Origin of the sequence: Paenibacillus tepidiphilus (assembly GCF_008635795.1) — a bacterium.
In the GTDB taxonomy this organism is placed as follows: Bacteria; Bacillota; Bacilli; order Paenibacillales; family Paenibacillaceae; genus Paenibacillus_AQ; species Paenibacillus_AQ tepidiphilus.
The window spans coordinates 118,689-132,765 of sequence record NZ_VWRQ01000018.1 but is presented as its reverse complement, the minus strand read 5'-3'; the positions used below and the strand labels follow the sequence as shown (position 1 = coordinate 132,765).

3 protein-coding genes and 1 pseudogene are annotated in these 14,077 nt (G+C 57.0%); all 4 read right to left on the bottom strand.

What is annotated here, in order from left to right; translation table 11 throughout:
* Nucleotides 1-30: 30 nt before the first annotated feature.
* Complete coding sequence (gene fabD / locus F1379_RS21385; RefSeq protein ID WP_239004759.1) at nucleotides 31-1,287, bottom strand: ACP S-malonyltransferase; 1,257 nt, start codon at nucleotides 1,285-1,287, stop codon at nucleotides 31-33.
* 720 nt (nucleotides 1,288-2,007) lie between these two features.
* A pseudogene (locus F1379_RS21380) lies at nucleotides 2,008-8,370 on the bottom strand (amino acid adenylation domain-containing protein); the annotation flags it as partial.
* A 22-nt stretch (nucleotides 8,371-8,392) separates the two neighbouring features.
* Entirely contained in the window at nucleotides 8,393-10,024 is a 1,632-nt protein-coding gene (locus F1379_RS21375; protein ID WP_150273749.1) for a carbamoyltransferase N-terminal domain-containing protein, read from the bottom strand.
* 30 nt (nucleotides 10,025-10,054) lie between these two features.
* Nucleotides 10,055-14,077, bottom strand: coding sequence for an SDR family NAD(P)-dependent oxidoreductase (locus F1379_RS21370; protein ID WP_150273746.1), 4,023 nt, complete (start codon nucleotides 14,075-14,077; stop codon nucleotides 10,055-10,057).

Below are 14,077 nucleotides of genomic sequence, written 5' to 3'. Positions count from 1 at the left end.
AGTATCCTCCTCTTTTCCAAGTAAATGCCGTTAACTAACCTGAAACGCCGGAAATAAATCCTGGGTATTGGTGGCGTAGAGCATCCGCTCAAACCGTTCTTCCTGTTCCTCAAGCGGAGTGAATTTCGTGTTAAGAATGGACTTTAGCATCGTCAAGGCAAATTGCATCTCTTCCAGCGAAGGCTCGGAGCCGGTCTTCACCAGCCGCTCCCGCAATTCCTGAATCCGCTGATAAGGCATGATCACGCCCTGCTCATACTGCCCGTTGTCCCAATTGCGATTCTGTGTGGATACTGCGGCCGCAATGCAGGCGACGATCAGCCCCAGCCCGTCAGGTCTCGCCTCCAGCTCCGCCTTGCGGAGCTCCTCCAGATGGGAGGCATGCTCCATGGAAAATACACGGCTGCTGGCCGAAATTGTCTTCATCAGCTTCGTCAGTACTGTCCGCGGACCGACTTCGATAAAGCTGCTTACATCCTGGTTCAAGAGATACTGCATACTCTTATACCATTGAACCGGACGCGCCATTTGCTGCGTCAGATTGGACACGATAAACCGTTTATCCGCATACGGAGTACCGGAAAGATTGGCAATGACCGGCCATTTGAACCGTCCGTAGGCATAGCCTCTTAATTCCTGCCCGAACGCCTCGGAGGCCTTCGACATCATCGCGGTGTGAAAAGGGGCGCTGACCTTTAAGGGGATGGTGCTGGCGCCCAGCTTTTCAATTTCACCTTTGGCTTTATCCAGTGCCTCCGCATGGCCGGAGATAACGATCTGTTCGGCGGAATTATAGTTGGCTATGGATACAAAAGACTGAATCGACGACGCCTTCACACAGATATCAGCCAGAATCTCTTCAGACACCCCTGTAACCGCCAGCATACCCCCGCCTGCTGTCCCGGCCGCCTCTTCCATCAGTTCTCCTCTGCGGCGTACCAGGGCAACGGCATCGGCAAAAGACAGCGCCCCGCTGCAGGCCAGTGCGGTGAACTCGCCCAGGCTATGTCCTGCGGCGTAGGCCGGCGCAGGCTTTATTTCCTGCATCAGGACCCGGAAGGCAGCCACACTGGCCGTCAGAATGGCAGGCTGGGCGTTTGAGGTACGGGACAGCTGTTCCATATCCCCGTCAAAGCAAAGTGCTTTCAGATCGAAGCCGAGCACGTCGCAGGCTTCATCAAAGGTATCCCGCGCCGTTTGAAAGCTATCATATAAATCCTTTCCCATCCCTGTATATTGAGAGCCCTGTCCGGGAAACAACAAACCCAGTTTACTCAAAGCAACCATCCTCCTTGGTCATTGACCCGCAATCTTATGCAGCAAATTGATATAGCCGTTCATGGTCCGCTCCATCCATGACTTCTTCAGCCTTCGCTTCCCGCTCTCGCAGAGAAAGGATACGGTTCCCGAACGGATCTCCAGATGGAGGAGCATATCGTAATCGGAGTAGCCCCCGGTCGTTATATCGTTCACCACGATACCCAGCAGCAAGGGCTCTGTGCCCGTTTGAACGGCCAGCACAGGCAACCGGGGTATGGCATATCTATCCGTATCCGCCGCCTGCCGGCGTTGATGCGCAACGGCCAGGCCCAGCGCGCCCAGATCATTGTTCTCCGGCAGGCTTGAGCGCACCGGAAAGCCTCCCCCCGGCCGCGCGCCCGTTCCGGCAGGCCATATCCCAGCCCCGCCTGCCTCCACCATCAGCTCTCTGCTGCCCGTCTGCAGATGCAGCACATAGAGAAACGACGCGAGCAGCAGATCGGTAAATTCAAAGGGCTGTTCTTCAAGCGCCCGCAGCAGCGTGCGGTGCAGATGATCCGGAAGCGTATAAGCGAGTGAGCTCTGCGGTTCAGTCCGGGTGCCCGCGTCCATATCCGGTGTAAACGGAATAAACGGCAGCGGAGCACTCAGCAGCTCCAGCCAATATGCCTCCTGTTTGCGGTAACGTTCCTTGTCCTCCTCCGTCCGGACCAGGCTTTCCGGAACTTCTTGTTCCAGAAATGCCGCCAAACCGGCAACTGTAGGATGGGCCAGGCAATCCATGACGGTAAGCTGCGGGGAAAAAGCCTCCTGCAGGCGCATATGCAGCTGAATGAGGAGAATCGAGCTCCCCCCGAGTTCAAAGAAGTTATCGTTGCTCCCGATTCCTTCCCGCTTCAAGAGACTCTCCCACAGGAGCGCAATTTCCTGTTCGGTACCGGAGGACGGGGCGGCATAACCGGCTCCCAGCTCCGCACGCCGGGCCTCCAGCTGCGGCAGGCGTTTGCGGTCGATTTTCCCGTTCGGTGTCAAGGGCATGGCCTCTACTACAATGAATTCCGACGGGAGCATATAAGGAGGGAGAAGCCCTTCCAGATGGGCTCGCAGTTCCCTTACCGTCAGCTCCGCATCGCCGACATAATAGGCGCAAAGCTCGGCAGTCTCCTGCTCCCCGCGGGCCACAACAACCGCTTCGCGGATCGCCGGATGGGTCTGCAGCTGATGCTCGATCTCCCCAAGCTCAACCCGATAGCCGCGGATTTTGATTTGATGGTCTTCTCTGCCGAGGACCTCAAGCTCGCCGTCCGGCCGCCATTTGGCCAAATCTCCGGTACGGAAGATCCGCTCGCCCGGCCGGAACGGATTTCCTGCGAATTTCCGGGAGGTCAGCTCCGGACTTTGATGGTAGCCGGTTGCTACGCCTTTGCCGCCGATCCAGAGCTGTCCGGTCACCCCTTCCGGCAGCGGCTGCATATAATCATCCAGGATATACACCCGGGTATTCGCTATCGGTGTGCCGATGGTCACCGGCTTGTGCTCTGTTAACTCCTGAACCGTTGACCATACCGTAGTTTCCGTCGGCCCGTACAAATTGTAAATCCGGCTGCACGTCAACGCCCGGGCCTGACTCCGCAGGGATTCAGGAAACAGTTCGCCTCCTACCAGCAGGATCTGCAGGCGCTGCAGGCTTTCCGCCGCCATGGGATGCATCAGCAGCAGCCGCAGCCTGGACGGCGTCGTCTGCATAAATTCAGCTCCGGTGTCCCTAACGCTGTTCAGAAGTGCCCCGGCCGAATGCTGCTCTTCCTCCGTGGCGAGAATTACCCGCATCCCTTGCGTTAACGGAAGCAGCGTCTCCAGAAGAAAGATGTCGAAGGCTGCGGTCGTTACGGAGAACATCGTTTGACCTTCGGCAAAGGGAATCCGTCCAGTCATTCCGTAAATGAAATTCACGACCGCTTCCTGGGGAACGACGACACCCTTGGGATTGCCGGTAGAGCCGGAGGTAAAGATCATGTAGGCCATATCCTGCAGCGTCTGCAGCGGAAGCAGCGGACTGGAGTCGTTATCCCACTCCTCGTCATGCTCCATCCGGATCCGGTCTCCCGAATAGGCACCCGCGTCCAGCAGCCCTTCTTTTGTCAAAACAATGTCCGCCCGGCTGGCTTCCAGCATGTATTCAACCCGTGCGGCCGGATAGCCGGGGTCCAGCGGCAAATAACCGGCTCCGGCTTTCAGTACGGCCAAAATCGCCGTGATCAGCTCAACCGAACGGTTCACTACAATGCCGACTACCGTATTCGGCTTCACGCCTTTATTCCGCAGAGTCCGGGCCAGCCGGTTGGAGAGAAGATCGAGCTGGCCGTAGCTGAGTACAGTGCCGCCGCACGCTACCGCCGCCTCCCCCGGCCTTCTCGCCGCTTGTTCCTCGAACATCTGATGAACCAGCCGTCCCTCCGGCAGGGTCACCTCCGGTCCGCTTCCGGCTTCGAGAATCCCGTACTCTTCCGCAGGCGTTAGCATTTTGGCCCGGTAGAGCGGCCAATCCGGCTGCAGCGTAAGATTGTCCGCCAGTTGGATAAAATGGCGCGCCATTTGCTCCGCCGACCGCTCCGTGAATAATTCGGTGCAATATTCCCATATACAATGCAGCCCGTCGGGCATCTCCGTTGCCGTCAGAACCAGATCAAACGGAACATAAGGGTTATCGAGCGGGTATGGCTGCACCTGAATTCCCGGTATCGACTTTTCGCCCTCCGTGAAATTCTGCAGCCTCAACATGACATCAAACAGCGGATTGCGGCTGACGTCGCGCAGCAGATTCAAGCGGTTGACTAAATGGTCGAACGGATAATCCTGATGCTCAAGGGCTTCCAGGCTAACCTGTTTCACTTCATTCAGGAATTGTCTGAAGGTCAGCTCCGGCAGCGGATGGCTGCGGAGTGCCAATGTATTTACGAATGTCCCGATCATCTTCGCGGTTTGCGCATGGGTCCGGCCCGCAACCGGTGTACCGACGATAATGTCATTTTGGCCGCTGTACCGGCTAAGCCACACGCTGAACACCGCCAGAAGCCCCATAAATAAGGTGGCCTCTTGACCGGCGGTTATGGTGCGCAGGCCGTTCACGACTGGCAGCGGCAAAATGAAGCGGTACGTCCCTCCCTTATAGCTCTTGTGCTTCGGCCGGGTGTAATCTGCCGGAAGACTTAACAGCGGAATTTCCTTGCCGGTCACCTTCTCGTCGAATTGTCCCAGCCAATACCGCTCGTGTTCCTGGTATGCCGGTTCGGTCAGACGGATATTCTGCCATGCGGCGAACTCTTTGTACTGCAGCCGATGCCCTTCCAGAGAACGGCCGGCCAGCAGCGCCGTGAATTCATCAAGCAGAATGGCAGCCGAAGTGCCATCGTACACAATATGGTGAAAATCCAGCAGAAGCAGGAACTCCTCCTCTGCCAGGGTGACCCATTGCGCGCGGAATAATGGCGGATGCTTCAGGTCAAACGGCTGCAGAAACCGGCGGACAATGGCAGGCAGCTCTATCTCGTCAGCCTCTCCGGCATCCAGCTGCCAGTCAATCTCCCCGTGAATGTGCTGGTACACATCATCTTCCAGCAGGGTAAACCCTGTCCGGAGTACCTCATGACGCTGGATCAGCAGCTTGAAGACCGCTTCAATCTGCTCGCGCTGAACGTCACCTGAGAAGCGCCAGGCCGAGAACACATGGTTGCTGAGGCTATCCTGCTCCAGCTGCTGCAGGACATAAAGCCGTCTTTGCGCGGCGGATACTGCATAATAGTCCTGATCCTCCAAAGGCTCCATGGGAGTGGTAGATTGTCGCGATTTGCTCTTAATCAGAAGCGCCTGCGCCCGGATGGTCTGGTGCTCGAACAGCTCCTTGAAGGTTACTTCTGTATGGAGCTGCTCCTGTATCCGGTACATGGTCTTGGCCAGCTTGAGGGAATGGCCGCCAAGCTCGAAGAACAGGTCCAACACGCCTGCTTGTCCAATCTCCAGCACTTCCTGCCATATGGTTGCCAGCGCCTCCTCGACGTCATCGCCGGGCGGAACGTAGTCTGTCCCCTGATGAATCCGGCCTTCCGGCTTCGGCAGATTTCTGCGGTCGATTTTGCCGTGGGGAGTCAGCGGCATGGCCTGCAGCTCCAGCAGCAGGCCGGGCACCATATATTCGGGGAGCCGCCGCTTCAGGTACTCGCGCAGCTCAAGAGGCTCCAGACCCGGCTGAGTTCTTGTATAGTAGCAGACAAGGGCCTTAGTTCCCGATTGCTCTTCGCGGGCTACTACCGCCGCTTCCGCAATCCCGGGACAGCCGGTAACGGCCCGTTCCACTTCCTTCAGCTCCACCCGGAAGCCGCGAACCTGAATCTGATCGTCTCTTCTGCCCAAATATTCGAACAATCCGTCCGGCCTTAAGAACCCGATATCTCCTGTCCGGTACAGCCGCTCTCCTGTCAGAGGATGGGCTTTAAAGGCCTGTGCAGTCAATTCCGGCTTATTCCAGTACCCGCTGGCCATGCCGATACTGCCGATACAGATTTCCCCCGGAACGTGAAAGCCGGCCGGCTGGCCTGCAGCATCCAGCACATAGACATGGGTGTTGGCAATCGGCAGCCCCAGCGGAATTCTCAGCTGATGCTCACCCGGCTTGTCCGTAATCAAATAATTCGTGGCATAAATTGCCGATTCGGTCATTCCGTAAATGTTGGCGATCCTGGCCGTATGAAACAGCGCATACCATTCCCGCACCAAATTGGCGGGCAAGGCCTCTCCTCCGTTGAACACCCATTTCAGAGCATTTAGCGGTTCCGCATCCCCGATCTGGCGGGCGGCAGAGAGAAACAGCGCCATTTGCCCGGGAACAAATTGGGTGACACTGATCTTCAGCTCCTTCAGGCAGTGGTACAGCTTAACCGGGTCCTTCACCGTCTCTCCTGGAAGGACAGCCAATTTCGCTCCGGCCAGCAGCGGCCAAAAGAACTCCCAGACCGAATCCGTGAAGCTGGCCGACGTCTTCTGTGCGACTACATCCTCCGGGCTGAGCGTATATGTATCCTGCAGCCAATGCAGTGTGTTAAGCACAGCCCGGTGGGAGATCATGACGCCCTTCGGATGTCCGGTAGACCCTGAGGTATAGATGATATACGCCAAGTCCGCGGCTCCGGCAATCGCAGGCAAATCTGTGGCCGGATAGCCGCCGCTGCTGCGGATGACCTGAACCTTGTCCGGAAGCTCCGCTGCAGCGGCAACCGTCTCTTCGGCACTATCCGCGAATGCTGCAGAGCTGCCGGGTATGCCGGATTGTGGCTCCTCCTCCAGGCAGAGAACGATATCGACGCTACCCGGTAAATAGTCGGCCAACTGCCCAAGATAGCGCGGCCCGGTAATCAGCACGCGGCAGGCGCTGTCATGCAGCAAATACCGGATGCGCAGCTCCGGGTACTCGGGATCAACAGGCACATAGGCTCCGCCTGCCTTAAGCACACCGAGCACTGCGCCAAGCAGAGCGCTTCCCCGGTCCGCCAGCACGGCAACCGGTTGATTCGGCCCCACTCCGCATTGTCTCAGTAAATGACCGATCCGGTTAGACTGTGTATGCAGGTCCGAATAAGTGAGGGTCTTCCCTTGATGCTCAACGGCAATGGAGCCGGGCGTACGCGCGGCTTGCCGGGCAAAGAGAGAAGGAATCGTTTCTTCTTCCGGATATACCCGCCGGGTGTCATTTACCGCTTGGAGCACCCTTTGCTCCTCATCGGATAAGTAACCAATCTCCCATATCCGCTGCTCGGCATTGTCGGCAACACCGGCAATAATCCGCCGGAGATTCTCTCCGATCCGCCGGACAGAAGCCGGGGAGAACAAATCGGTTCCATAGCTTAAAGAGACAATCATCCGGTCATCGACCGTCTCCACGATAACCGTCAAATCAAATTCATTATGCTCCGCACCGTCTCCGATCAGCACCTTATCGAAGCGGATTCCGTTCAAATCCCCCTCTGTACTGTAATCGGAGGCAAAATTAAGCAGGACATCAAAGAGCGGCGCCCTGTTCAGACGGCGCGGCGCTTCTAGCAGCTGCAGCAGCTGGTCAAAGGGGTAATCCTGATGCTCGAAAGCCTCGATGCAGGTCTGTTTCACCTGCAGCAGCAATTCCGGGAAATGACCCTCGACAGACAGCCGGTTGCGCAGCACTAATGTATTGACAAAGAATCCGATCAGATTCTTCACATGCTTATGATTTCTTCCGGCAATGGGAGTCCCGATGAGAATCTCTTCCTGGTTGCACAGCCTTGCCAGCAGAACCTGAAGACAGGCGGCAATGGACATGAACATCGTTGTCCCGTACCTGCGGTTCATCTGCTCCAGAGCGCGGCATACCGCCGGTTCAATGACGATTCTTTCGATGCCCGCCGCTGCGTTCCTGACCTGCGGCCGGGCATAATCCAGCGGCAGATGAAGACTGGGCAGCTCCCCGCCCAGCTTCGTCCGCCAATACTCCTCCTGCTTGCGGAGCTTGCCGGAGGATAGCAGCTGATTCTGCCAGTGGGCATAATCAATATACTGGATCGGCAGGTCGGGCAACCGGACAGCAGTCCCCTGCTCCATGGACTGATAAATCGTAAACAGCTCGCGGAACAGCACATCCATGGACCAGCCGTCTTCAATGATATGGTGCAGGCAAATATAGAAAATGGCAGCCTCATCGTCCAGATGATACAGCCGTACACGGAACAGCGGCCCCTCCATCAGATCAAACGGCAGCCCCATATCGGCAAGCATGTCTGTATGGGCGGCCTCCCGTCCCGCTTCCAATCCAAGGCCGGAATAATCGGTAACGGGCAGGTCCACCTCCAAATGCTCCAGCACCATTTGCCGGGGCTCGCCGTTGACGGACAGAAACACGGTACGGAGCACAAAATGGCGCTCTGCAATGTGCTCCAGGGCTTGCCGCAATAGTTCAGGGCTTATCCTGCGGCCGATTCTGACAGCCATGGGCTGGTTCAGCTCACTGCTGCCCGGATTCAACTGGGATTGAATCCAAAACCGCTTTTGTCCGTGGGATAACTCGTAGGTTGCCTTCTCTCCCATTGGCGCAGGCCTCCATCTGCAGTTATTTATAGTACAAGGTACCGTCGCACCAGACATAGCCGGTGCCGTTCCATTCCGTGGCCGAGCGGACATCCGGAAAGAAGCCGCTGCCGAGCAGATTGGCGCTGGTGTTGCACAGGACCGGAATGCCGCTCAGCTTCTCATATTCGCACAGCAGATCATAGATTACCGGGTTGTCGTCCCTGCTCACGGTCTGCAGCCTCGCACTTCCGTCCAGATGGCGTATCGCCGGAATCCGCTCCGACCACGGCTCCCGGAGCATATGGTCAAACAGCATATATGGATCGCGTGTCCCCGGCTCAAAGATCAGCGGGGCCCGTTCCTCCATACAGATGGGAGATACCGGGCGGTAGCTTTCCCGCTTCTTGATGGCATTTAGGCGGTCTTTCATCTCCGGCTGAATGGCGGTTGCCAATATACTACGGTTGCCCAATGCCCGCGGGCCAAGCTCAGCTCTTCCATTCAGAACGACGACCGGTTCATTGGTATCATGCAGCAGGCGCGCCAGCTCCGGTATGGAGAATGCCTTCTGCGACCAGCCTTCCGGAGGGTCATTGCGGACAGCGGACGGCCCGCTGTATACCGACCACTTCAAATGTAAATTGCCGGTCTGCCGGTACATCTCACAACAGGCGGCGCCGATGGCGCTGCCCGTATCGTTGGTGAACGGGGAGACGAATACCTCATCGAAGATGCCGCTGCTTCTGATCGCACTGTTCCACTTGATGTTCAGGGAGCAGCCGCCGATAAAGCAGAAATTGCGGCTTCTGTTCCCATGCTTCCGGACAGCCGCCGTAATCGAATCTACCAGCAGGCGCTCCATATACAAATGGAACGAGGCCAGAGCATCGGCGTGGGGTATGTGATGTTCGTCTACGAAACGTTTGATTTCCCGGGAAAAGATCCAGTTAAACTCCATCGACGGCGAGAAATGCTCGCGGTATGTCCGCTCAAAGCATCCCAGCAATTCTTCCCGTACTCTCCCGGTGGCAATGTAGGCCATCACTTTGCCGGCAACGGACAGATCATCGATCCGCGGGCCGCGCCCTTCCTGAAAGAACGGCTCAAAATGTAAGGCGAACAGCGAGTAAATGTTCCCGATAAGCATAAAGACGGGGCCCAGGTTCTCCATCGTTCCTTGTTTATAATTAAAGAAGTACAGCCGCGGATACATCCCCCCGTCGTACACCAGCAAATAAGCGTCTTCTCCGCGTTCCGCAAACGGGCTGGCACAATACGTGCTTAACAGATGCGTGGTGGAATGCAGATAGCTCGTATATTCCCTTTCCGTACCCCCCAGCTTCAGCCCCTTCCCGGGATAAGGGAGCAGCGAATTGGCGGATAAAGCAGCCTCCCGGTAAGGGGCGACCGTCAGTGCCAGCTCCTCTCCCCGGTAGCGGGTGGTGACTTCACCGGTCTTTAAGCCCGCCCAGCCGTCGATTGTATAATGATCAACATCCGCAGCGGTATACCCGTTAAGCGCAAGCGCTTCTTCCACGAAGGTCAGGTCCGGAATTTCGCTGTACCTTTTGTTATTGTTGAATTTCTCGACCTCATAGCTGAACACCAGCGTATCGTCCTGTATCAAAGCGACACTGCCGTCGTGCGTTAATTTCATTCCGCAAAATAACATCGGTAACCACTCCCCACTGGATCGAACAACTTAGCCGGGGTCCTTAAGGTCCCCAAAATAACGCGGCAGCACAGGAATATCATCGGAATCGTCCGCTTCCTGTTCCTCGGAATGCAGAAGCCATTGGCTGAGCCCGGCTACCGTCGGCTCCTGGAAAAATATCTGAATTGGAATGTCGATTGACAGCTCGTCTTTAATCCGGCCGATTACACTCATCAGCATGAGCGAATCCCCGTTCTCGAAGAAATCCGCGTGAACGCCGATTTCCTCAAGGCCCAGCACCTCGCCCCAGATTTGACCCAGACGCCGCTCCATCTCGGAATATTCGTTCCCTTCACGATCCTTCAGCCTGACATGGAACTTCCGGCCTGAATGCTGCTGCGCCGCCTGTGCCGGCGTACCGGGCTGAAGTGCCGAGTACAAATGCTCTTCAAAGGATACGAACCGCGCCCCCAGCTCCACATTCCGCTGAATAATATCCTGGATGGCATCATTCTGCTCAATCCATTGCTTCAGCTCTTGGTAGGCATGAATCATCTGCTGATAGGCTTCCGGGCCTGCAGAGCCGGCGAGCCCCGCCGGCTGCGTCAGCGTCGCGATCAATTCCGGAGCGAAATGCACCTTCAGCAGCCTCAGCGCCTTCGCCAGCTCCTCCCCCCGAATCCTGGCGATGAGAGCTTGACTTGTCCGGTACTGGAGCAGTTTATCGAGAATAAGCGTAAAGTCCCCGGCTGAAATCGGTAACGATAAGCTCCGTTCTGCGGCAAGCTCACCGGCGGTCGCGCCCATCTCCAGAAACGACCAGTTAATGGACAGCATCTCTGCGCCCCGGCGGCTGTGATAATGGGCGAACTGGTCCATAAAAGCATTACCGGCGGCATATCCTCCAAGCCCCGCCCCTCCCAGAATGGAGGCTGCCGAGGAATACAGGAGTACAAAATCCGCGTTCTGCTCTTTAGCCAATTCTTGAAGCACCCACGCACCGATGACCTTGGTGTCCATCGCATGCCTGAAGCCGGCGGTATCCAGCTGCTCCAGACGTTCGTGCTGCAGCTGCATTGCCGAATGAATCACGCCGTGAACCGGACCGACGCGGGTCTCTACATCCGCCATTACCGCCTTCATCGCGGCCAGATCCGTAATATCGGCCGCATAATAATGAACCTCGGCACCCAGCTCCTCCAGGCGCAGCAGCTCGGCAATCCGCCTGGACACGGGGGTATGGGCGCCATAGCCCGCCAGCCGCTCCCATTCCTGCCGATCCGGCAATGGCGTACGGTTGACGATGACGAGCCTGGCCCGGGTCTTCCCGGCCAGATATCTGCAGGTTTCCAGTCCTGCAGCTCCTGCCCCGCCGGCAATCAGATAGACGCCCTTCTCTCTCAGGCGGATCTCCCGCTTCGGGAGGCATTGCACATTCATCCTGCACAGCTGCTGAATATACCGTTTACCGCTGCGCCAAGCGGAGCCGTGGTCCTCCGCTGATTCTGTATGCCTCAGCTCCTGCATGATCTCCAGAGCTACATCGTTGCTTTTGCGCCCGATGGTCTCCACATCCATACAACTGCAGCGGCACTGAATATATTCCTGGGATACCACCTTCATCAAACCCCACATGGGCGCTTTCTCCGGGAAAATGTATCCGTCCTCCGGGGTGACCAGGTGAGCGTAATTGGAGACAGCTTTAATCTCGTGCGGAAGGGCGATATTCTGCGCTTTAAAGCCCTTTAACAGATGGAGCAGACTCTCCGCCCCCCTGATTTGGCTCTCGCGCAGCATCGCTGCATTCCGCATTCCGCTGCGGATTTCCGTACAGGTCCACAGATGTACAACTCCGGCAACCGGCTTCTGCCCGCCATCCGTCACCGCCTGAATAAGCTGTTCGAAATGCGCCGGGTTATCAGGGCACAGCTTATATAGATCCTCCTGTACCTTGGCAAAGGAATCGTCCGCTTCTACGAGAACAGGCCGCAAGCCCGCCTGCTTCATCTGGTCGAACAAGAACACACCCACGCCTGTATCATCAGTCAACAACAGCCAGGCTTGTCCGGCGGACAGCGAAACTGCCTTGGTGCCATCCAGCTCCTTGGGCACCCATTCGAGTGCATAGAAGCAATCGTCCGTATTTCTGCCCGCCGGCTGCTGCGGTATGGAGACGGGCTCTTGCTCCGGAATATAGTTGATCCAATGCCGTTTGCCGGAGAACGGATATACCGGAATCGGCACCCGGCTTCCCGGATGCTTGCCGTACCATTCCTCCCACTGGATCTCGCTGCCGCGCGCGTATTCATTCAGCAGCATGTTTACATCGGAGTGAGGCTCCGGCTTGAAGAGCTTGTGCTCCCGTTGCTGCAGATAAGCATAATAAATTCCTTCCGCTTGCAGAGAAGCGCGGCCAATGTCTGCCGTATCCCGCAGCAACAGCAGCTTGCCAAGCAGTTCGTCCAGGGAAGCTGCAGCCACTGCAAGCCGGTAAGCATAATGCCCGCGTCCCGTATTGCTGGTGAAGCAGATGTCCCGCAGCGTATGCGGAGTATCCGGAAGGTAGCGGATAAAACGGTCCAGCAGGGTATCAAAGGAGCTCCGGCTCTTGGCCGACAGGGTGAATATACCTGGCTCCGGCCCATCCGGTATACTTCCGGCAGAACGGGCTTCTTCCTTATATTCCTCCAGTACCACATGGCAGTTCGTCCCCGCCAGGCCGAAGGCGCTAACCCCTGCTCTGCGCGGTACCCCATTGCCGGTTGTCCAGGGCATCAACTCGGTATTGACAAATACCGGAGAATTCATGAAGTCGATATGGGGATTGGGATCGTGAAAATGCAGCGTTGCCGGAATCGCCTGATGCTTCAAGGCCAGCACCGTCTTAATAAACCCGGCCAATCCCGCCGCCGTATCCAAATGGCCGATATTGGTCTTGACCGCTCCCAGTGCGCAAAACTGCTGATGGTCCGTCGAGCTGCGGATCGCGCCGGTAATCCCTTGAATTTCAATCGGGTCGCCGAGCCTTGTTCCTGTGCCGTGGGCTTCCAGATAGGTCATCGTCTCCAGCGGGATGCCCGCATTGCGCCACGCTGCTTTGATCAGTTCGGACTGGGCCCGGGCGCTGGGTGCCGTAATCCCGTTCGATTTGCCGTCCGAGTTCATCGCGCTGCCTTTGATGACGGCATAAATATGATCCCGGTCCCGCTTGGCGTGCTTCAGCTTCTTCAGCACCACTGCACAGAAGCCTTCACCCCAGACGGTTCCGTTGGCGTCCGCATCAAAGGTACGGGCCTTATAGTCGGAGGAGGCGATGCCAATATCGGCAAGGCCTTCATCAATCGGGAACAAGGTCAGATTGAGTCCTCCTGCCAGCGCCATTTCGCAATCGTCCGTGAGCAGGCCCTTGATGGCATGATGCACCGCCGCCAGGGAAGCCGAGCAAGCCGTGTCGATCAGATGGCTTCCGCTGGCCAGATTCAGAAGGTAAGCAAGCCGGCTGGCGACAATGGATATGGTGTTGCCGGGCAAGGCATAGGGCTCCATCTCCTGAATCAGCTTGAGATAGTCGGCATCCGTATCCCCGACGTACACTCCGGTTCTGGAGCCGTTCAGCTCCTTCTCGGCATACCCCGCATCCTCCAGCGCCTCCCAGGACACCTCCAGAAAAATCCGCTGCAGCGGGTCCATGCAGCGGGCTTCCGCCGGTGTAATATTAAAAAATTCGGCATCGAACAGATCAATCCGGTCCAGGTAGGCACCGCGGCGGTATTTGATCTCCGGTGCATTGCGCTTGTTCTTGAAATAATCCCGGATGGGACGGTCAACATCCTGCTTGCGGCTGTCCGGGAAATCGCCAATACTGTCTACACCATGGATCAGGTTGCTCCAGAATTCCTCCAGTCCGCCGGCTTGCGGCAGCCGGCAGGCCATGCCGATGACCGCAATATCCTCCATCCTGGACGATTTGCCCTCTTGGTCGGACAATTCTTTTAACAGAGGAAGGGCCTCGGATTTGGACAGGCTTCTGGCTGCGACCTGGGACAATATATAGTTCTTGACCAGCTTCAT

Excerpts from the sequence above, each read along its gene's own strand:
- F1379_RS21375 (WP_150273749.1), bottom strand. The coding sequence starts at position 10,024 with ATGTTATTTTGCGGAATGAAATTAACGCACGACGGCAGTGTCGCTTTG.
- F1379_RS21370 (WP_150273746.1), bottom strand. The coding sequence starts at position 14,077 with ATGAAGCTGGTCAAGAACTATATATTGTCCCAGGTCGCAGCCAGAAGC.
- fabD (WP_239004759.1), bottom strand. The coding sequence starts at position 1,287 with ATGGTTGCTTTGAGTAAACTGGGTTTGTTGTTTCCCGGACAGGGCTCT.